21 protein-coding genes are annotated in these 18,950 nt (G+C 68.3%); 13 read left to right on the plus strand and 8 right to left on the minus strand.

Translation table 11 applies throughout. The annotated features are described in order from the left end of the window. Window positions 1-81 precede the first annotated feature (81 nt). The 4 genes from NCO8_RS08365 to NCO8_RS08380 all read left to right on the plus strand — a co-directional run bounded on the left by NCO8_RS08365 (window position 82) and on the right by NCO8_RS08380 (window position 3,046). Window positions 82-1,494 carry an ethanolamine ammonia-lyase subunit EutB gene (locus NCO8_RS08365; RefSeq protein WP_067637834.1) on the plus strand — a complete coding sequence of 471 codons (1,413 nt, stop codon included), beginning with the start codon at window positions 82-84 and terminating at the stop codon, window positions 1,492-1,494. 59 nt (window positions 1,495-1,553) lie between these two features. Then, entirely contained in the window at window positions 1,554-2,342 is a 789-nt protein-coding gene (gene eutC, locus NCO8_RS08370) for an ethanolamine ammonia-lyase subunit EutC (RefSeq protein ID WP_067638013.1), read from the plus strand. Between the two features lie 44 nt (window positions 2,343-2,386). Further along, window positions 2,387-2,785 (plus strand): NUDIX hydrolase, encoded by a 399-nt coding sequence (locus NCO8_RS08375; RefSeq protein ID WP_067485630.1) that lies wholly within the window; start codon window positions 2,387-2,389, stop codon window positions 2,783-2,785. A gap of 69 nt (window positions 2,786-2,854) precedes the next feature. Continuing rightward, complete coding sequence (locus NCO8_RS08380; protein ID WP_067485629.1) at window positions 2,855-3,046, plus strand: hypothetical protein; 192 nt, start codon at window positions 2,855-2,857, stop codon at window positions 3,044-3,046. Here NCO8_RS08380 and NCO8_RS08385 read toward each other — a convergent pair. Then, the gene (locus tag NCO8_RS08385; RefSeq protein ID WP_067485627.1) at window positions 3,043-3,312 is read right to left on the minus strand and encodes a hypothetical protein; all 270 of its coding nucleotides are present in this window, start codon (window positions 3,310-3,312) and stop codon (window positions 3,043-3,045) included. The genes NCO8_RS08380 and NCO8_RS08385 overlap by 4 nt on opposite strands. After that, the gene (mca, locus tag NCO8_RS08390) at window positions 3,309-4,175 is read right to left on the minus strand and encodes a mycothiol conjugate amidase Mca (RefSeq protein WP_133733926.1); all 867 of its coding nucleotides are present in this window, start codon (window positions 4,173-4,175) and stop codon (window positions 3,309-3,311) included. Before mca ends, NCO8_RS08385 begins: the two co-directional genes overlap by 4 nt. 120 nt (window positions 4,176-4,295) lie before the next feature. Here mca and NCO8_RS08395 point away from each other — a divergent pair, with 120 nt between their 5' ends. Then, a complete protein-coding gene (locus NCO8_RS08395; RefSeq protein ID WP_067637835.1) occupies window positions 4,296-4,754 on the plus strand; it encodes a DUF4307 domain-containing protein in 459 nt (152 codons plus the stop codon). A 240-nt stretch (window positions 4,755-4,994) separates the two neighbouring features. Further along, window positions 4,995-5,486 carry a transcription elongation factor GreA gene (gene greA, locus NCO8_RS08400; RefSeq protein ID WP_067485978.1) on the plus strand — a complete coding sequence of 164 codons (492 nt, stop codon included), beginning with the start codon at window positions 4,995-4,997 and terminating at the stop codon, window positions 5,484-5,486. A 95-nt stretch (window positions 5,487-5,581) separates the two neighbouring features. On the opposite strand, the gene NCO8_RS08405 is transcribed toward greA, so the two are convergent. Beyond that, complete coding sequence (locus NCO8_RS08405) at window positions 5,582-6,724, minus strand: cystathionine gamma-synthase (protein WP_067637836.1); 1,143 nt, start codon at window positions 6,722-6,724, stop codon at window positions 5,582-5,584. A gap of 99 nt (window positions 6,725-6,823) precedes the next feature. On the opposite strand from NCO8_RS08405, the gene NCO8_RS08410 reads away from it, so the two are divergent. Then, window positions 6,824-8,005, plus strand: a complete 1,182-nt coding sequence (locus NCO8_RS08410) for an acyl-CoA dehydrogenase family protein (protein ID WP_067637839.1) — start codon at window positions 6,824-6,826, stop codon at window positions 8,003-8,005. Between the two features lie 21 nt (window positions 8,006-8,026). Here NCO8_RS08410 and NCO8_RS08415 read toward each other — a convergent pair whose 3' ends face one another. Further along, window positions 8,027-8,335 carry a hypothetical protein gene (locus tag NCO8_RS08415; RefSeq protein WP_067637840.1) on the minus strand — a complete coding sequence of 103 codons (309 nt, stop codon included), beginning with the start codon at window positions 8,333-8,335 and terminating at the stop codon, window positions 8,027-8,029. 161 nt (window positions 8,336-8,496) lie between these two features. Here NCO8_RS08415 and NCO8_RS08420 point away from each other — a divergent pair, with 161 nt between their 5' ends. Beyond that, the gene (locus NCO8_RS08420) at window positions 8,497-8,844 is read left to right on the plus strand and encodes a DUF6401 family natural product biosynthesis protein (protein WP_067485976.1); all 348 of its coding nucleotides are present in this window, start codon (window positions 8,497-8,499) and stop codon (window positions 8,842-8,844) included. Window positions 8,845-8,902: 58 nt separating this feature from the next. Here NCO8_RS08420 and NCO8_RS08425 read toward each other — a convergent pair whose 3' ends face one another. Continuing rightward, window positions 8,903-9,772: a mechanosensitive ion channel family protein gene (locus tag NCO8_RS08425; protein WP_067637842.1), complete on the minus strand. Its 870-nt coding sequence runs from the start codon at window positions 9,770-9,772 to the stop codon at window positions 8,903-8,905. Window positions 9,773-9,971: 199 nt separating this feature from the next. On the opposite strand from NCO8_RS08425, the gene NCO8_RS08430 reads away from it, so the two are divergent. The 3 genes from NCO8_RS08430 to erm all read left to right on the plus strand — a co-directional run bounded on the left by NCO8_RS08430 (window position 9,972) and on the right by erm (window position 12,783). Continuing rightward, the gene (locus NCO8_RS08430) at window positions 9,972-10,610 is read left to right on the plus strand and encodes a TetR/AcrR family transcriptional regulator (RefSeq protein WP_157104835.1); all 639 of its coding nucleotides are present in this window, start codon (window positions 9,972-9,974) and stop codon (window positions 10,608-10,610) included. Next, on the plus strand, window positions 10,607-11,776 hold the full coding sequence (locus NCO8_RS08435; protein WP_067637848.1) for an FAD-dependent oxidoreductase: 1,170 nt from the start codon (window positions 10,607-10,609) through the stop codon (window positions 11,774-11,776). Before NCO8_RS08430 ends, NCO8_RS08435 begins: the two co-directional genes overlap by 4 nt. 233 nt (window positions 11,777-12,009) lie before the next feature. Further along, on the plus strand, window positions 12,010-12,783 hold the full coding sequence (gene erm, locus NCO8_RS08440) for a 23S ribosomal RNA methyltransferase Erm (RefSeq protein ID WP_376739943.1): 774 nt from the start codon (window positions 12,010-12,012) through the stop codon (window positions 12,781-12,783). Between the two features lie 183 nt (window positions 12,784-12,966). Here the strand turns inward: erm and NCO8_RS08445 are convergent, their stop codons facing one another. Next, on the minus strand, window positions 12,967-14,349 hold the full coding sequence (locus tag NCO8_RS08445) for a cystathionine beta-synthase (protein ID WP_067485967.1): 1,383 nt from the start codon (window positions 14,347-14,349) through the stop codon (window positions 12,967-12,969). A 73-nt stretch (window positions 14,350-14,422) separates the two neighbouring features. Continuing rightward, a complete protein-coding gene (locus tag NCO8_RS08450) occupies window positions 14,423-15,826 on the minus strand; it encodes an MFS transporter (protein ID WP_067637854.1) in 1,404 nt (467 codons plus the stop codon). 34 nt (window positions 15,827-15,860) lie between these two features. On the opposite strand from NCO8_RS08450, the gene NCO8_RS08455 reads away from it, so the two are divergent. Together NCO8_RS08455 and NCO8_RS08460 are read left to right on the plus strand one after the other, a co-directional pair. After that, window positions 15,861-16,742 carry an SGNH/GDSL hydrolase family protein gene (locus NCO8_RS08455; protein WP_067637858.1) on the plus strand — a complete coding sequence of 294 codons (882 nt, stop codon included), beginning with the start codon at window positions 15,861-15,863 and terminating at the stop codon, window positions 16,740-16,742. Between the two features lie 49 nt (window positions 16,743-16,791). Continuing rightward, complete coding sequence (locus tag NCO8_RS08460; protein ID WP_067485604.1) at window positions 16,792-18,012, plus strand: acetyl-CoA C-acetyltransferase; 1,221 nt, start codon at window positions 16,792-16,794, stop codon at window positions 18,010-18,012. A 70-nt stretch (window positions 18,013-18,082) separates the two neighbouring features. On the opposite strand, the gene NCO8_RS08465 is transcribed toward NCO8_RS08460, so the two are convergent. Beyond that, window positions 18,083-18,937: a Bax inhibitor-1/YccA family protein gene (locus NCO8_RS08465; RefSeq protein WP_067485966.1), complete on the minus strand. Its 855-nt coding sequence runs from the start codon at window positions 18,935-18,937 to the stop codon at window positions 18,083-18,085. Between the last annotated feature and the right edge of the window lie 13 nt (window positions 18,938-18,950).

Raw genomic sequence — 18,950 nt, forward strand, 5'->3', positions numbered from 1 at the left:
TGTCCCCCGCTCGGCCGTGTCTGCCGAGCGTCAACCACGCACTCGCGAGAGGAGGACGGCGCCGACCGGCGCCGCACTTCGATGACGAAGTACCGCAGCACCATCGACGTCACCACCTACACCTTCGACGGACTGGTCGACCTGCTGGCCAAGGCCACCCCGCTGCGCAGCGGTGACCAGCTCGCCGGCTGTGCGGCCGACACGGACGCCGAGCGCGCGGCCGCGCAGTGGGCGCTGGCGGAAGTGCCGCTGCGGACCTTCCTCACCGAGGTGGTCGTGCCCTACGAGTCCGACGAGGTCACCCGGCTGATCATCGAGAGCCACGATCGCGCGGCCTTCGCGCCGATCGCGCATCTCACCGTCGGTGGGCTGCGCGACTGGTTGCTCGCCGTCGCCGCGACCGACGACGCGGCGACGACCCTGACCGCCGTCTCGCCCGGTCTCACCCCGGAAATGGTTGCCGCGGTCAGCAAGATCATGCGCAACCAGGACCTGATCGCGGTGGCCAGGGCCGCCACGGTGACGTCGGCGTTCCGCACGACGATCGGCCTGCCCGGCCGGTTGAGCACCCGCCTGCAACCCAACCATCCCACCGACGACCCGCGTGGGATCGCCGCCGCCACCCTCGACGGCCTGCTGCTCGGTTGCGGTGACGCGGTGATCGGCATCAACCCAGCCACCGATTCACCGCAGGCCACCGCCGACCTGCTGCACCTGCTCGACGAGGTGCGCCTGCGATTCGACATCCCCACCCAGTCGTGCGTGCTCTCCCACGTCACCACCACCATCGGCCTGGTCGAGGCGGGTGCTCCGGTGGACCTGGTCTTCCAGTCCATCGCGGGCACCGAGGGCGCCAATTCCGGGTTCGGCGTGAACATCTCGCTGCTGCGCGAGGGGAACGAGGCGGGTCGATCGCTGCGGCGCGGCACGGTCGGCGACAACGTGATGTACCTGGAGACCGGGCAGGGTTCGGCGCTGAGCGCGAATGCCCATCTGGGCGTGGGGAATCGGCCGGTCGACCAGCAGACGCTGGAAGCGCGCGCCTACGCCGTGGCCCGCGATCTCGAGCCGCTGCTGGTCAACACGGTGGTCGGCTTCATCGGGCCCGAGTACCTCTACGACGGCAAGCAGATCATCCGCGCCGGGCTCGAGGACCACTTCTGCGGGAAGCTGCTCGGACTGCCGATGGGCGTCGATGTCTGCTACACCAACCACGCCGAAGCCGACGCCGACGACATGGACACCCTGCTCACCCTGCTCGGCGCGGCGGGCTGCGCGTTCGTCATCGCGGTGCCCGGTGCCGACGACGTCATGCTCGGCTACCAGAGTCTGAGCTTCCACGACGCCCTCTATGCTCGCAAGGTCCTCGACCTGCGCCCCGCACCGGAATTCGAGGCATGGCTGTCGGGACTCGGCATGCTCGACGCGAAAGGCGGACTGCGCCGAGTGGAACCGCTGTCCTCTCCCCTGCGCGCACTGGCAGGCACCCGATGAGCGGCTCGAACTCGCCGCGCGAAGCCGAGATCATGCGGGATACGGCGGCCGTGCCGGAGATGAGCAATGGTTCCGAAACTGATGTTTCCCAAGACTTCTGGGCTCAGCTGCGCAGCACCACTCAGTCCAGGATCGGACTCGGCCGCACCGGCAACGCCCTGCCGACCAGCGAAGTGCTCGCCCTGCGCGCAGCACACGCCGCCGCCCGGGACGCCGTGCACGAACCGCTTGCTATCGACGAATTCGCCACCCGCATAGCCGAACTCGGGCTCGGCGAGCCGGTGACGGTGACGAGTAAGGCCGCCTCCCGCTCGGAGTACCTGCGTCGCCCCGATCTCGGCAGGCTCCCCGCCGACCTGTCACCGATCACCCACGGCGACTTCGATATCGGCATCGTCCTCGCCGACGGCCTGTCTCCCCGCGCACTCACCGACCACGGCGCGGGCCTGCTGTCCGCGCTGGCAGGCGAACTCGGCGGCTACACCGTCGCCCCACCCGTGATCGCCACCCAGGCGCGGGTGGCGCTAGGCGACCACATCGCCGAGGCCATGGGCGTGCGGACCCTGCTCGTCGTGATCGGGGAACGGCCCGGTCTGTCCGTGGCCGACAGCCTCGGCATCTATCTCACCCACGCGCCACGCCCCGGCCGTGCCGACGCCGAACGCAACTGTGTATCCAATATCCACCCACCGGACGGTCTGGCCTATGCCGATGCGGCACGGGTGGTGGCCGGGCTCGTCGCGGGCGCCCGTGCACTCGGCCGCTCCGGAGTCGACCTCAAGGACACCTCACGTGCCCTCACCGGATCGGACGAGACCAGTCTCACGGTCGGTGACCCAGACACCTGACCGTTCGACATGATTCCAAGCCGTTCGCTCAATAGAGTGAACCCATGATCCGCACCGCCGCCCTCGCCCATGTTCGCGACCGCAGGCTGATCCAGACGCGCCCGGAAGGCAAGGATGTCTTCTACATGGCGGGCGGCAAGATCGATCCCGGCGAGACCCCTTTACAAGCTCTGCATCGCGAGATCGAGGAGGAGCTGGGCGTGGGTCTGGACGGTGTGTCCGAGCTCGGCATCTTCGAGGCCGAGGCGTTCGGTCACGGCCGCAACACCCCGCTGCACATGACGTGTTTCCTCGCCGACCTCACCGGCGAACCGCAGGCCACCGGGGAAATCGCCGAATTCCGGTACTTCACGGTGAGCGAATACGCGGGCATGACCCAGGTGGCGCCGGGTTCGATGATGGTGTTCCGCCGCCTGCACGAACTCGACCTCATCGACTGGTGATCGCGGCGGCAACGATTGCGTCTCGGGCGAAACGAACCCGCCACCTGCGGCGATCCCTTAGCTGTGACGATGACCCAGCCGACGGCTTCCGACATGACACCGTCCGAGCGCCGGGCTGCTCTGCGGCAGCTGATCATCGCGTTCGGCTTGATCAACAAGACCATCGAGCTCAGTGCCAGCGGCGCGCCACGGCAGATCGCCGAGCATGCCGAGGCCGCTCGCGATCTGATCGGTGAACTGGTGGCCGATCTGGCCCGTTAGGTCGCCGCCGGTTTCGGCGGTTCGGTGCCGTCGCCGGTGTCCGGGATCGCGCCCGGGTCGGTGCCTTCGTCGGCCTTCTGGTCCGGTTCGGGATGTTCGGGTTCGAACGTCTCCGGCAGGCCCTTGAGGTGTTTGTTCATCGAACGAACCAGCAGGACGGTGCCGGCCAGCAGGATCAACACGATCAGCAGGCCGAGCGGGGAGGCCTTGCCGAACTCCGGGCCGGTCGGGGTGCCGGGGTCTTGTGCGAGGAGAGCCAGAATCACCGGTCGGCGTCCTCGATACCGGCGAACAGGTCGGTCTCCGGGATGGCGGTGGATACTCTGGTCTTGGCCAATTCGAACTCCTCGGTCGGCCACAGCCGCTGCTGCATCTCCAACGGGATCGCGAAGAACGCGCCGTTGGGATCGATCTGGGTCGCGTGCGCGCGCAGGGCGTCGTCACGCTGGGGGAAGTATTTCGAGCACTCGATCTGCGTGGTGACCCGGGCCATGATGTCGCCGCGCGCCGCCGCGTACTGACGCATCCGGTCCAGCCATTCCTGCAGCGGGAACGGCTTGCCCTCACGCTCGAACTCGGCGGCGAAGGTTTCCAGGCGCTTCTGGCTGAAGCCGTGGTCGTAGTACAGCTTCAGCGGGGTCCACGGTTCGCCCGCGTCGGGGAATGCCTCCGGGTCGCCCGCCGCGTCGAACGCGGCCACCGACACTTCGTGGCAGCGGATGTGGTCGGGGTGCGGGTAGCCGCCGGTCTCGTCGTAGGTGGTGATCACGTGCGGTTTGAACTCGCGCACCACCTTGACCAACGCCTCGGTGGCCTCCTCGAGCGGGACCAGCGCGAAGCAACCCTCGGGCAGCGGCGGCAGCGGGTCGCCCTCGGGCAGACCGGAGTCGACGAAACCGAGCCACTGCTGGCGCACACCGAGCGCATGGGCGGCCGCGGCCATCTCCTCGCGCCGGATCTCCTCGATCCGGTCGAGGACACCCGGGGTGTCCATGGCGGGGTTCAGGATGCTGCCGCGTTCGCCACCGGTCAGGGTGACGACAAGCACGTCGACGCCCTCGGCCGCGTACCTGGCCGTGGTCGCGGCGCCCTTGCTCGATTCGTCGTCGGGGTGGGCGTGCACCGCCATGAGGCGAAGGCCACTCACGTCTCGTTCACCATCGCTCTCGCTCGCGGGTGTCAGAACTACAGTCCCTATAGTTCCATCCGACCCCACTTTTGTTCCGACCACCCCCGGGAGCGAGAACCGATGACCGAGCCCGCACCGCACTCCGCCGCGAGCTCGGCCGCCTCAGCAGCGCGACACGCCGAACGGTATGGCACAAAACCACCGGTGCGCCGCCCCTGGGTGCTCGCTTTGCTCGGTGTCGGCGTGGTGGTCGCCGGCTTCGTGGTCGCCTATCTCGGTTTCCAGAAATACGGCCCGAAGGCGATCGAGACCGAGCAGCTCGGTTACGTGGTCGTCGACGACTCGACGCTGGAGATGCGGGTGAAGGTCACCCGCGACGAGCCGCGCAACGCCGTGGTGTGCTTCGTACGGGCGATGGACCGTGACGGTGCCGAAGTGGGCAGGCGCGAGATCCTCGTGCCCGGCTCGGAGGCGACCAGCGTGCAGGTGAGCACCACGGTCAAGGCATCGAGCCGCCCCTCGGCGGGCGACATCTACGGCTGCACCGAGGACGTGCCCAGCTATCTGCGGCTGCGCTGACACCGCGCGATCGGCCCTGACCTGCATCTTTGTGAGACATGCTAAAATAGCTGGATACACGGTTCCGGGGCTCGGAGCCGTGTTTGCTGCATTGGCGGCCAGCGATGCTGTTTCCGGGTTACGGGTTCACCCCCAGGATCGCTCCAGCCGTCGGGCTGGTGCATGCCCTCCTACCGGGGGCGTGGCGCCGGTTTCAGGGAATCCCGGTGCGCCGGGAACAACTACTAGGGAGTGATCGAGATGACCGAGAATGTGACCTGGCTTACCCAGGAGTCGCACGACAGGCTCAAGAGTGAGCTGGACTCGCTCATTGCCAATCGTCCGGTCATTGCCGCCGAGATCAACGAGCGTCGCGAAGAAGGCGACCTCAAGGAGAACGGTGGCTACCACGCCGCGCGTGAGGAGCAGGGTCAGCAGGAGGCGCGTATCCGCCAGCTGCAGGAGCTGCTCAACAACGCCAAGGTCGGCGTGGCACCCACCAAGTCCGGTGTGGCACTGCCCGGTTCGGTCGTCACCGTCTACTACGACGGGGACGAGAGCGACACCGAGACCTTCCTGATCGCCACCCGCGAAGAGGGCCTCGGCGCCACCGATCTCGAGACCTACTCGCCGAACTCCCCGCTCGGCGGCGCGCTGATCGACGCCAAGGTGGGCGAGACCCGCGAATACACGCTGCCCAACGGCAACACCATGAAGGTGACCCTGGTCAGCGCGGAGCCCTACCACGGCTGAACACGGCCGCCTCGAGCCCCGTGAAATAGAACCCGAACGCAAGCGGCCGCACCCGGATACCGGATGCGGCCGCTTCGTCATTCTCTGGTCCCCGCTCAGCTCAACGCTTGTTCGATGTCGGCGAGCAGGTCGCTGATGTCCTCGATGCCCACCGAGAGCCGGACCAGGTCCGCGGGCACCTCCAGGGCCGAGCCCTCGGTGCTGGCGTGGGTCATGGCGCCCGGGTGCTCGATGAGCGACTCGATGCCGCCCAGCGATTCGGCGAGGGTGAAGATCGTGGTGCGCGAGCAGAACTTCAGTGCCGCCTCCCGGCCACCGGCGAGGCGAACCGAGATCATGCCGCCGCTGCGGCGCATCTGCTTCTGCGCGATCTCGTAGCCGGGGTGCGTGGGCATGCCCGGGTAGATCACCTTCGAGATGGCGGGGTGGTTCGAGAGGAACTCCGCGATCACCTCGGCGTTGTCGCAGTGCTTCTCCATGCGCACGGCGAGGGTCTTGATGCCGCGCAGGGTGAGGAAGGCGTCGAACGGGCCGGGCACCGCGCCCGCGCCGTTCTGCAGGAACGCGAACGCCTTGTCGAGTTCCTCGTCGTTGGTGATGAGCGCGCCGCCGACGACATCGGAGTGACCGCCGAGGTACTTGGTGGTCGAGTGCACGACGATGTCGGCGCCGAGCAGCAGCGGCTGCTGCAGGTACGGGGTGGCGAAGGTGTTGTCGACGACGAGCTTGGCGCCCGCCGCGTGCGCGATGTCGGCAAGGGCGGGGATGTCACCGATGCTCAGCAGCGGGTTGGTCGGCGTCTCGATCCACACCAGTTTGGTGTTGGGGCGGATGGCCGCGCGGACCTCGTCGAGGTTGGCGATGTGGGCGGGCGAGTGCTCGATGCCCCACTGGCTGAACACCTTGTCGATGAGCCGGAAGGTGCCGCCGTAGGCGTCGTCGGGGATGACGATGTGGTCGCCGGGGCGCAGCACCGCGCGCAGCGCACAGTCGGTCGCGGCCATACCCGAGGCGAAGGCGCGACCGTAGCTGCCCGATTCGAGGGCGGCGAGGTTGGCTTCCAGTGCCGTGCGGGTCGGGTTGCCGGTGCGCGCGTACTCGTAGCCTCCACGCATGCCGCCGACGCCGTCCTGGGCGAAGGTGGAGCTCGCGTAGATGGGGACGTTCACCGCACCGGTCTGAGGATCGGGTTCATATCCGGCGTGCACGGCCCTGGTCGAGAATCCCAGCTCACTCATGGACTCAGACTAGATGCCCGGATCCGGCCGTTCGCGCACGGGTATCACGCCTGCACGAAGTGCCCGATTCGGTGACGGCGCCACGGTTAAGCTGACGCCATGGTGACCGTGGAAGAGTTGTTCGCGATCGATGCGTTGCTGTCCCCGGAGGAGCGTGAGATCCGGGATACCGTCGCCCGATTCGGCGAGAAACGACTTCGCCCGCACATCGCGGAGTGGTTCGAGGCGGGCACCTTCCCCGCCCGCGAGATCGCACCCGAACTCGGCAAGCTCGGACTGCTCGGCATGCACCTCGAGGGGTACGGCTGCGCGGGCGCGTCGGCCACCGCCTACGGCCTGGCCTGTCAGGAACTCGAGGCCGTGGACTCCGGTGTGCGCAGCATGGTGTCGGTGCAGGGCTCACTCGCCATGACGGCCATCCACTTCTTCGGGTCCGAGGAGCAGAAGCAGCAGTACCTGCCCGCCATGGCGGCCGGTGAGCTGATCGGCTGCTTCGGGCTCACCGAACCCGACTACGGCTCCAACCCCGGTGGCATGCGCACCCGCGCGCGCCGCGACGGTGACGACTGGGTGCTCAACGGGTCGAAGATGTGGATCACGAACGGCTCGGTCGCCGACATCGCCGTGGTGTGGGCCTATGCCGAGGAGCCCGGCGACGACAAGCCACGGGTGCGTGGGTTCCTCGTACCGGCAGGCACCCCCGGATTCACCACCCGGGAGATCCACCGGAAATTGTCGCTGCGCGCATCCCTCACCGCCGCACTGGATTTCGATGACGTGCGCCTGCCCGCCGACGCGGTACTTCCCGAGTCACGCGGGTTGAGTTCGCCGCTGGCGTGCTTGAGCGAGGCGCGGTTCGGCATCGTCTTCGGTGCGCTGGGCGCCGCACGCGACTGCCTCGCCGCCGCCGTCGACTACGCCCGCACCCGCGAGGTGTTCGACAAGCCGCTGGCCGGCTACCAGCTCACCCAGGCGAAGCTGGCCGATATGGCGCTCGAGCTCGGCAAGGGTCAACTGTTGGCCCTGCATCTCGGCCGGTTGAAGGATCGGCACGAGATCACGAGTGAGCAGATCAGCGCGGGCAAGCTCAACAGCACGCGTGAGGCGATCCGCATCGCCCGCGAATGCCGCACGATTCTGGGTGCCAACGGGATCACCCTCGACTACCCGGTGCTGCGGCACGCGAACAATCTGGAGTCGGTGCTGACCTACGAGGGCACGGCCGAGGTGCATCAACTGGTGCTGGGCAAGGCGCTCACCGACGCGAACGCTTTCCGCTAGGCCGGTCGACTCGTCGCCGGATCAGTCCGTCGAGTCGGCGGTCGCGGGGCGGATCATTCCGCCGGCGAAGACGAGGGTGAGCGTGAGGGCGACCACGGTGAGCACCGTGAGAGCGAGCGGGAGGGTGAGGCCGAGGGGAACCCCGAGGGCGGTGAGCGCGGCGACTCCGCCGCTACCCCAGAGGAAAGCCGCGACGAATCGGCCGAGCACCCGCGCGTAAGGCCGGTGCCGCAGCAGTCCCGTGACACCGGAGCGCGCCGTGTAACCGGCGCCCGCGGCGACGACAGGGTTCGCCCACAGCAGCTGAACCGCCGAATCGGTGACGTGCACCGTAGATCCTTTCGCTCGCCGAGCTGGTTTGCCGAAAGTTCTCCCGAATCGGTTATACCTGCCCAGAATCCATCGGGGCGGCACTTCACGCAAGTCTGTGCACAGGATCGTAAAGTTGCGCCGCGTTCGCCGCTCTATGACGGATTCGCTACCATCTGGTGGTGTTTTCGCTCGGCCCCGCACTGCTCGAAATTTCGGCACGGCGACATCTGCGACAGTTGAACATCGAATACGGCGTCCCCGCGGCCGCCGCCGCAGCGCAGCACCCAGGGGTGCTGGCGCAGCTGGACCAGCACGCCGCCGCCGTCCGCGACATTCTCGAGTACGGGGTCGAGGAGGCGGCGCGGCTTCCGCTCGCCATCCTGCTGGCCGGATACGTGCGCGGACTGCTCGATCAAGTCGTCGCGGAGCGAGCGGGTGTGTTCGCGGGGGTGGCGCCGCAGACCTGGCACGACGCCGACTGGCTGCAGTACCGGCTCGCGGCCGTCTGCCACCACGCCGGCGCCTGAAACCGGAATCGGCGCTCCGCCACCGAAGCGGTGACGGAACGCCGGCGCCGGTTGGTTCCTACCTCGCGGTTTCCCCGCCCCAGCCGGGCTGCTGGCCCGTCTGCGGGTAGCCACCGGCCTGCGGGCTGCCGCCCGCACCGGGAGTCGCCCATTCCTGCTGGGTCTGCTGGGTGTGCGAACCCGGCACCCGCTGCCCCTCGCGCGTCACGTCCTCACGACCGCGCTGGTAGGCCTGCGCCTCGCCCTTGAGCGCGGGCATCTCCGATTCCAGGTTGCCGAGCCAGCTGCTCCAGCGCTGCTCCATGGGCCGGACCAGGCCGCCGCCCACACCGACGACGAGGATGCCGCCGATCGTGGCGAGCACCGCGATCAGGATCGGGGTGGTCACCGTGGTGGCGACGCCGATCTGGTTCAGGGCCGCGATGATACCGATCGCCCAGATGAACACCGAGGCGATCTTGCCGAGCAGCGAACCGTAGGACAGGCCGCCGAGCGCGTTGGTGACCAGCTCGCTCACCGCGTGCGCGACCGCACCCGCGATCACCACGATCACGATCGCCACCGCCGCCTTCGGCAGCCAGGCCACGATGCCGGTGAGCAGGTCACTGACCGGGTTGGGGCCGAACACACCGAAACCGATCTGCAGCGCGATCAGCAGGATCGCGTAGTAGGCCAGCTTGGCCAGCAGATCAGAGGCGTCGTACTTGCTCTTGGCCATCATCTTCTTGATCTGGCCGCGCTCGACCAGCCGGTCGAAACCGACCCGCTCGAGCACCGCGTTCACCACCTTCGCCACTACTTTCGCGATGATCCAGCCGATCAGCAGGATGGCGATGAAGGCAACCAATTTCGGCACGAATTGCGCTACCGAACTCCAAGCGTCATTGAAGCCTTGCTGGAAGTCGATCGCGACGACGGAGTTGTCCACAGCACTTCCTTTCGCTCTTCCCGCCCGATTTGCCGAGAGTGTCATCGGAGGCTTACCCCCATGAATCGGTCCGAACCAGCCGGTTGCGAGAAAGTTGCCTACTTTCTCGCACGTGGGATGAGCCACACGGTCCGCTCTTGCGCGCGAAGCGATCGCGGCTCACTCTGTAAGTAAGTGGTTACTTACAGGAGGAGTGCCAGTGACGCCGTCGACGCGCGAGCGGATCATGACCGAGGCGCTGCGGTTGTTCGGTGAGCAAGGGTTCGCCAAGACCTCGGTGGCTCAGATCGAGCGGGCCGCGGGGTTGTCCAGCGGAGCCGGCGGGCTGTACCGGCACTTCCGGTCCAAGGACGAACTGCTGGTCGAGGCGGTGTCGTCGCGGCTGTCCGAACGCGGCGCGTTGAAGCTGTTCCTGGCGCCGGACTTCTCGATCACCGCCGCGCTCGCCCCCGCCGGTTCACTGGTCGACAAGCTGACGGCGCTGTGCCGGATCGGCCTGGACCGGATCGACCACGATCGCGATGTGAACCGGATTCTGATGCGCGACAACTCGGTTCCCGCCGACATGCTCGAGGTCTTCCGACAGCAGGAGTACGCCGTTGTCATGCCGGTGCTCACCCGAGGACTCGCCGAGCTGGCCGGAACCCCTGGGCGCGAACAGGACTGGGAGGCAACCGCCGCCGTACTCGTCGGTGCTATCGCGCACTTCTGGCTGATCCGCGACATCTTCGACGGCGACCATCCGGCGAATGTCGAGGCCGAAAGCTATCTGAGAGCAACCGCGGAAATGATCGCCGCCCGACTCGAATGGGCGGGCAACGAGGAGGAACAACCATGAACACACCAGTCACGGTGATCGGGGGCGGCCTGGCCGGACTCACAGCGGCCATCGCGGTCGCCGAAACCGGTGCGGCCGTGCGTCTTCACGACGCACACAGCACACTCGGCGGTCGGGGCCGCGCCACCGAGCCACCACATGTGGTGCACGAGGGCGCGCATGTGTTCTACGCCGACGGACCGCACTACACCTGGCTGAAGAAGCGCGGTTTTGTCGACGGACTCGGCTGGCCGTCTCCCGTCGACGCGGCGAAGGTCGCGTTCCGGTGCGACGGCACGTTGCGTCGGATGCCGCCGATCACCATGCTCCGCGCACAAGCCCGAACTCGTCTGACAGCCCCGGTGGACATCGATTTCCACACCTGGGCGACCGAGCGTTGGGGCGAGCGGACCGCGACCCAGATGGCCAACGCGATCAGCGTGGTCACCTATGACGCGGAAACCGGTCGGCTCTCGGCCGCGTTCGTCTGGGACCTCTTCCAGCGTGTCCTCGGGGCGAAGGTTCCGGCGGTGCGCTGGGTGCGCGGCGGGTGGCAACGCACGGTGGATCGTATGGTCACGCGGGCAACAGAACTCGGCGTCGCGATCGAAACCGGTTCACGCCTGGACAGCGTGCCGACCGACGGCCCGGTGATCGTGGCGACCGACCTGGATTCGGCCCGCCGCCTGCTCGGCGACGAAATACCGCGCGGCACATCCGGGTTCGCCGCTCTCCTCGACATCGCCGTCACCAAGGACCGCCGCGACCGCAGCCTGGTGTTCGACCTGGACGAAGGCGGCTTCCACGAGTCCTACACCATGCAGGACGACTCCATCGCTCCCGCGGGCGAATCCCTCTACCAACTCCAGATGCCCGTCCGCCCGGGCGAATCCCGCGATGCCGCCCACCAACGCCTCGAAGCTTTCGCCGACGCCATCATCCCGGACTGGCGCTCCCGCAAGACCTTCCACCGTAAAGCCACCGCGAAGAACCGCACCGGCGCCCTGGACCTTCCGGGCACCACCTGGCGCGACCGTCCGGCCGTCGACCGGGGCAACGGGGTGTACCTGGCCGGTGACATGGTCGCCGCGCCCGGCATGCGCGGAGAGATTTCCATCAATAGCGCGTTGATCGCCGCCGAGTCGGCGGTGGCCGCCTTGCGCGCACGAACGGTCAGCGGGGCGTGAAATTCGGTTGCGACCGAATGGACCGAGTTCTAGCGTGATCCGCATGTCGTGCTCCGTATTCATCCGCATCCGCCACGCCCGGGCTCTGGCCCGCTAGCGGACGCGGATCTCCTCTCTCGCGTCCACCGGCGCGCCCAGGGCCCATCGAGACTCTTCCGACTCGATGACCCGAAGGGGCAACTGCCGTGGCGCAGGACCATTCACACAAGAACTATTCACACACCCAGCGCAAGATCGCCGCGCGTGGGGGCCACCGTACGTCGCGCGACTCGAACAGAAGGACGCTGTCACAGAACTTCCTGGTGGATCCCCACGCGGTCGAACTACTGATGACCGTCGCCGATCCAGCCGGTACCGTGCTCGAACCCGGTGCGGGCGAAGGCGTGCTCACCCGGGCACTCGCCCGGCGCGGGGCCGAGGTCACCGCCTACGAAATCGATCCACTGCTCGCGGCCAAACTCTCGGCCCAGACCAGGGGCGAGCACGGAATCCAGGTGATCCGAGGTGATTTCACCAACGCCAAGGCGCCACGCACCGAGTTCGCGGTCGTCGGCAACATCCCGTTCTCGGCCACCGCACGGATCGTGGACTGGTGCCTGAGCGCACCGGCCCTCACCTCGGCGACCCTGCTCACCCAACGCGAGTACGCCCGCAAACACACCGGCGACTACGGAAGATGGAGCCTGACAACCGCCCTGACCTGGCCGTGGTTCGACTGGCAACTACGCGGCCACATCCACCGCACCAGCTTCCGCCCGATCCCGGCAGTCGACACCGCCATCCTGCGACTAGGCCGCCGCCCGACACCCTTTGTCCCCCACCGCGACTCCTACACCGAACTGGTACGCACCGCATACTCCGGAATCGGCGGCTCGGTCGGTACCGCGCTGCGAACCCGCTACCACGGAGTGGACACGGCCCTGCACAGCGCAGGCATCGCCCACGACACGGTGGTCGCCTATGTCCACCCGGAGCAGTGGGTGAACCTACACTCCGCGTTGGCTTGACCGATATCCCGCAGGGCTGTCCACAGCGACGGCCCTGCGGGACTTCATCGTCACTCTGATCCCACCGCCGTTTCGCTGCCTGCTCATCCCAGACGATGTAGCGCAGCACGACGCCGACCGTGCTCGGCGTCAGCTCCTCAGCTCACCGCCGCTGTCCGGGCGGCCTTCGCGTTCGGTCTGATCTCAGATCGAGCCGGTGCTGAGGAAGCCGAGCAGGTCGTGGCGGGTGATGACGCCGACGGGCTTGCCGTCTTCGACGACCATCAGCGCGTCGGTGTCGGACAGGGCCTTGGTGGCGGTCGAGAGGGGTTCGCCCGAACCGATCAGGGGGAAGGACGGGCTCATGTGCTGGGCCACCGAGTCGGTGAGCTGGGCGCGGCCCTCGAAGACGGCCGAGAGCAGGTCGCGTTCGGTGACGCTGCCCGCCACCTCGCCCGCCATCACCGGCGGTTCCGCGCCGACGACCGGCATCTGCGAGACACCGTATTCGCGCAGGATCTCGATGGCGTCGCGCAGGGTCTCCGACGGGTGGGTGTGCACCAGGTCGGGCAGCTCGCCCGACTTGCCGCGCAGCACGTCACCGACCAGCGGTTCCGGGCCCGACTCGAGCGGGGTGGTGAGGAAGCCGTAGGAGCTCATCCACTTGTCGTTGAAGATCTTCGACAGGTAGCCGCGGCCGCCGTCGGGCAGCAGCACGACGACGACGGCGTCGGGGTCGCGCCGGGCCACCTCGATCGCGGCGACCACGGCCATGCCGCAGGAGCCGCCGACGAGCAGGCCCTCTTCCCGGGCCAGGCGACGGGTCATCTCGAAGGAGTCGGCGTCGGAGACGGCGATGATCTCGTCGGGCACGGCCGGGTCGTAGGCGGTGGGCCAGAAGTCCTCACCGACGCCCTCGACGAGGTAGGGACGGCCGGTGCCGCCGGAGTACACCGAGCCCTCGGGGTCGGCGCCGATGATCTTCACCTTCCCGCCCGAGACCTCCTTGAGGTAGCGGCCGGTGCCGGTGATGGTGCCGCCGGTGCCGACACCCGCGACGAAGTGGGTGACCTTGCCTTCGGTGTCGGCCCAGATCTCGGGGCCGGTGGTCTCGTAATGGCTTTCCGGGCCGCCCGGGTTGGAGTACTGGTTGGGCTTCCAGGCGCCGTCGATCTCGCGGACCAGGCGATCGGAGACGTTGTAGTAGCTGTCGGGGTGCTCCGGCGGCACGGCGGTCGGGCAGACCACGACCTCGGCGCCGTAGGCACGCAGCACGTTGCGCTTGTCCTCGCTCACCTTGTCGGGGCAGACGAACACGCACTTGTACCCGCGCTGCTGGGCGACCAGGGCCAGGCCGACACCGGTGTTGCCCGAGGTGGGCTCGACGATCGTGCCGCCCGGCTTCAGCAGGCCCTCTTCCTCGGCGGCATCGATCATCTTGACCGCGATGCGGTCCTTGGAGCTGCCGCCCGGGTTGAGGTATTCGATCTTCGCGGCGACCAGGCCCGCGTTCGGGCCGACCACCGAGTTCAGCCGAACCAGTGGGGTGTTGCCGATGAGGTCGACGACATGATCCGCGATGCGCATGAGCTCCATAGTTGCAGAACCTCGCGCGCAGGTCGCGACCTGGTCCGACAGTGTGTGCCAGCACACCGGTCCATCACCCGGCGGCGCGACGCCCCGACAGGCCGACAGCGGTGACGACTGCCCCGGCGAGCACCAGCCCCACGCACCACCACAAGGCGCCGCGATAGGCCGCGGTGACGGCATCGGCGTCGGCGTAGGCGTGCCCGGAAAGCCCGACCAGCAGCGGCAACGCGGCGACGGCGAGCAACCCCGCCGTGCGCGAGACCGCGTTGTTGATGCCGCTGGCGACCCCCGCCCGACCGGCCGGTGCGGCGGCGAGGACGGTGCCGGTCAGCGGGGCGACGAGCATCGAGAGGCCGAGGCCCATGGCGAGCATCCCGGGCAGGATGTCGGTCACGAAGCCGGGGTCGCGCGGCGCGCCCGCCAGCAGCGCCAGCCCGCCGGCCAGGACCAACGCGCCGATCACCATCGGCCTGCGTGGCCCGAATCGGGTGGCGACCGCGCCGAAACGCGCCGCGAGCAGGAACATCAGCACACTGATCGGCACGCTCGCCGCCCCGGCCGCCAACGGCGACCAGCCGGCGCCGATCTGTAGGAACAGGGCGATGAACACCATCGACCCGGACAGCGCGGCGTAGACGAGCAGCGTCACCACGTTGATGAGGGTGAAGACCCGGTCGGCGAACATCTCGGGCGGCACCATCGGATACCGCGCCCGCCGTTCGACGACGACGAACGCCACGGCGGCAACCACACCCGTCGCCGCGGCGCCGACCGTCGCGGGTGTGGCGCCGGTGTCGGGCCATTCGGTGAGCGCCCAGGTGACCGCGGCCAGCGCCACCGGCGCGAGCACGATGCCGGGCAGGTCGAAGTGCTTGCCGTCGGCGCGTTCGTCGCGTGACTCGGGCGCGCCGCGCAACAACAGCAGGGTGAGCACGGCCAGCGGCAGATTGATCGCGAACGCCCACCGCCACGACAGCCCGACCAGCCAGCCACCGAGCACCGGGCCACCTGCGGTGGCGACGCCGAGCATGCCGGTCCAGGCGCCGATGGCCCGCATCCGGTCGTGATGAACGAAGGACGACTCGACCAGCGCCAGACTGCCGGGGGTCAGCAAGGCGGCGGCGACGCCCTGCAACAGCCGTGCCGCGATCAAGGTTTCGATCGTCGGCGCGAGCGCGCACAGCGCGGAGGTGACAGCGAACGCGGCGACGCCCCAGGCGAACATCCGTTTGCGGCCGAACCGGTCGCCGAGCGCGCCACCGACGAGGATCAGCGAGGCGAGTGCGAGGGTGTAGCCGTTGATCACCCATTGCAGGGCGGCCAGGTCGGCGTGCAGTTCGGAGCCGATCCGGGGAAGCGCGACGTTGACGATGGTGCCGTCGAGAAACCCCATCCCCGAGCCGAGCACGGTGGCGGCGAGCAGCCGTCGCCCGGCCGGTTCGCCGAGTCGCAACAGCTCGGGCGCCTTACCCACTCCCGCACCATAGTCCGCCGTAGAATTTTCGGATGTGAGCGCACCTCGAATCAGCTGGCGCACGGCCGCGGTCACCGGCGCCACGACCGTCCTCGCCGGGTCGGGCGCGGGCACCGTCTCCTGGGCCACCTACCGGTTGCTGATGACCCAGGCAGGCGCCGCACGCGCGGTGATCGGCCGCGACACCTCCAAGCCGCCCGAGGCCGACGGCGTGTACGCCCCCGGTGCGAACCTGCCCGAGCCGTGGCGCAAGAATGTCCCGTTCGACCTGCACCTGATGATCTTCGGCGACTCCACCGCCGCCGGTCTCGGCTGCCTCGGCGCCGCCGACGTGCCGGGTGTGCGCCTGGCCCGTGGCCTGGCCGAGGCCACCGGCATGCGGATCCGGTTGAGTACCAAGGCGATCTCCGGCGCCACCTCCAAGGGCCTGGCCGGGCAGGTCGACGCGATGTTCATCGCGGGCCCGCCGCCGGACGCGGCGGTGATCCTGGTCGGCGCCAACGACATCACCAAGAAGCATTCGATCCGTGCCTCGGCCCGCAGGCTCGCGCAGGCGGTATCGCGGTTGCGCGAGGCCGACGCGCTGGTCGTCGTCGGCACGTGTCCCAACCTCGGCACCGTCACCGCCATCCCGCAACCGTTGCGCACGGTGGTGGCGAATTGGAGTGTGCGGCTCGGCAAGGCGCAGACGGTGGCGACCACGCTGGCCGGGGGAATCGCGGTGCCGATGGGCTCGCCGCTGGTGGCCTCGGAGTTCCGGGCGGCTCCCGAGATCCTCTTCGCGACCGACGGCTTCCATCCTTCGGCAGCCGGTTACGAACTCGCGGCCGCCCAGTTGTTGCCGGTGCTCGTCTCCGCGGTGCGTGGCCGCCCTGGTCTTCCTGTCGCGCAGAGCGAGACGTACATTCACGAATGAGCGGTATGTACAACAGCCGTTCGCGCCAGCCTTCCGAAAAGGAGTCCTCATGCCCGAGGCCGTCATCGTTTCCATCGCCCGCTCCCCGATCGGCCGTGCCGTCAAGGGTTCCCTGGCCGGGATGCGCCCGGACGACCTGACCGCGCAGATGGTCCAGGCCGCGCTGGCCAAGGTCCCTGCCCTCGACCCCACCCAGGTCGACGACATCATCCTCGGCACCGGCTCCCCCGCCGGTGAGGGTGGCTTCAACCAGGGGCGCATCGTCGCGGTGAAGCTCGGCCTCGACGTGGTCCCCGGCACCACCGTGCACCGCTACTGCGCCTCGTCGCTGCAGACCACCCGGATGGCCTTCCACGCGATCAAGGCCGGCGAGGGCGATGTGTTCATCTCCGCCGGTGTGGAGACCGTTTCCCGCTACGCCAAGGGTTCGGCCGACAGTTCGCCCGACACCAAGAACCCGGAGTTCGCCGAGGCCGAGGCCCGCACCGCCAAGACCGCCGAGGGCGGCGCGGGCGCGTGGCACGACCCGCGCGAGGACGGCCTGCTGCCCGACGCCTACATCGCGATGGGTCAGACCGCCGAGAACGTCGCCTCGCTCACCGGCATCAGCCGCGAGGACCAGGACCACTGGGGCGTGCGCTCGCAGAACCGGGCCGAGGAAGCCATCAAGAACGGCTTCTTCGAGCGGGAGATCACCCCGGTGACCCTGCCCGACGGCACCGTCGTCAGCAAGGACGACGGCCCGCGCGCCGGCGTCACCTACGAGGCCGTCAGCCAGCTCAAGCCGGTGTTCCGCCCCGACGGCACCGTCACCGCGGGCAACTGCTGTCCGCTCAACGACGGCGCCGCGGCGCTGGTGATCATGAGCGACACCAAGGCCAAGGAACTCGGTCTCACCCCGCTGGCGCGCATCGTGTCCACCGGTGTCTCGGGCCTGTCCCCGGAGATCATGGGCCTCGGCCCGATCGAGGCCGTCAAGAAGGCGCTCGCCCTGGCGGGCAAGTCGGTCGCCGACATCGACCTGTTCGAGATCAACGAGGCCTTCGCCGTGCAGGTGCTCGGCTCGGCGCGTGAGCTGAAGATCGACGAGGACAAGCTCAACGTCTCCGGCGGCGCCATCGCCCTCGGCCACCCGTTCGGCATGACCGGTGCCCGCATCACCGCCACCCTGCTGAACAACCTGCAGACCTACGACAAGCAGTTCGGCGTGGAAACGATGTGCGTCGGCGGCGGCCAGGGCATGGCCATGGTCATCGAACGCCTCAGCTGAGAAGCGTCTGGATAGCAGAGCGGCTCCCCACCGGATCGGTGGGGAGCCGCTTTTGGGTCTATCGCTTGTCTCAGTCCCGCTGGAAGTAGCTCAGCAGGCGGAGGATCTCGACGTAGAGCCAGACCAGGGTGACGGTCAGGCCGAGGGCGACGCCCCAGGCTGCCTTCTCGGGGGCCTGGGCGCGGATCAGCTGGTCGGCGGAGTCGAAGTCCAGCAGGAAGCTGAACGCGGCGATGGCGATGCAGACCAGGCTGAACACGATGGCCAGCGGGCCGCCGTCGCGCAGGCCGAAGCCGCCGTCGGTGAAGAAGCTGGCGATCAGGTTGCCGAGCATCAGGACCAGCACACCGACCATGGCGCCGAGCAGCATGCGGGTGAATCGCGGGGTGACCCGGATCGCGCCGGTCTTGTAGACCACGAGCATGCCGAAGAACACGCCGAACGTGCCGAGCACCGCCTGACCGATCAGGGCGCTACCGCCCACACCGCCGAAGGTGACGTCGGTGAACATCAGCGACAGCGCGCCGAGGAACAGACCCTCGAACGCCGCGTACGACAGTACGAGCGCGGGGTTGTCCATCTTGTTGCCGAAGCTGGCGATCATGACCAGCACGAAGCCGATCAGGCCGCCGCCGATGACGAACAGCGGCGCCAGCGACGGGTTCGCCGACGACAGCGCGAAGGAGACGATCGCCGAGACGGTGAGCACCGCGAGGGTGATGCCGGTCTTGGTGACCACGTCGTCGATGGTCATGGCACGGGTGGCGGGCGCCTGCTGGTACTGCTGCCCGTACTGCTGACCGTATTCGCCGTACTGGTTGCCCAGCTGGCCTGCGCCGGTCACGCCCGAACCGAAGTTCGCGTAACCGCCGACTCCCTCTTGGCGAGGTAAGTTCTTGAACACCGGATTCGATGAGGTACGCACCGTGCGCCTTTCC

Source organism: Nocardia coubleae NBRC 108252 (genome assembly GCF_001612805.1).
GTDB classification, from domain to species: Bacteria; Actinomycetota; Actinomycetes; order Mycobacteriales; family Mycobacteriaceae; genus Nocardia; species Nocardia coubleae.

Bases quoted from the DNA above. Each gene is read 5' to 3' on its own strand.
- NCO8_RS08405 (WP_067637836.1), bottom strand. From the start codon at position 6,724: ATGAGTGAGCTGGGATTCTCGACCAGGGCCGTGCACGCCGGATATGAA.
- mca (WP_133733926.1), bottom strand. From the start codon at position 4,175: ATGGCGGTGCACGCCCACCCCGACGACGAATCGAGCAAGGGCGCCGCG.
- NCO8_RS08445 (WP_067485967.1), bottom strand. From the start codon at position 14,349: ATGCGCATCGCGGATCATGTCGTCGACCTCATCGGCAACACCCCACTG.
- NCO8_RS08410 (WP_067637839.1), top strand. From the start codon at position 6,824: ATGGTGACCGTGGAAGAGTTGTTCGCGATCGATGCGTTGCTGTCCCCG.
- NCO8_RS08375 (WP_067485630.1), top strand. From the start codon at position 2,387: ATGATCCGCACCGCCGCCCTCGCCCATGTTCGCGACCGCAGGCTGATC.
- NCO8_RS08460 (WP_067485604.1), top strand. From the start codon at position 16,792: ATGCCCGAGGCCGTCATCGTTTCCATCGCCCGCTCCCCGATCGGCCGT.
- eutC (WP_067638013.1), top strand. From the start codon at position 1,554: ATGAGCAATGGTTCCGAAACTGATGTTTCCCAAGACTTCTGGGCTCAG.
- NCO8_RS08380 (WP_067485629.1), top strand. From the start codon at position 2,855: ATGACCCAGCCGACGGCTTCCGACATGACACCGTCCGAGCGCCGGGCT.
- NCO8_RS08365 (WP_067637834.1), top strand. From the start codon at position 82: ATGACGAAGTACCGCAGCACCATCGACGTCACCACCTACACCTTCGAC.
- NCO8_RS08395 (WP_067637835.1), top strand. From the start codon at position 4,296: ATGACCGAGCCCGCACCGCACTCCGCCGCGAGCTCGGCCGCCTCAGCA.
- NCO8_RS08435 (WP_067637848.1), top strand. From the start codon at position 10,607: ATGAACACACCAGTCACGGTGATCGGGGGCGGCCTGGCCGGACTCACA.
- greA (WP_067485978.1), top strand. From the start codon at position 4,995: ATGACCGAGAATGTGACCTGGCTTACCCAGGAGTCGCACGACAGGCTC.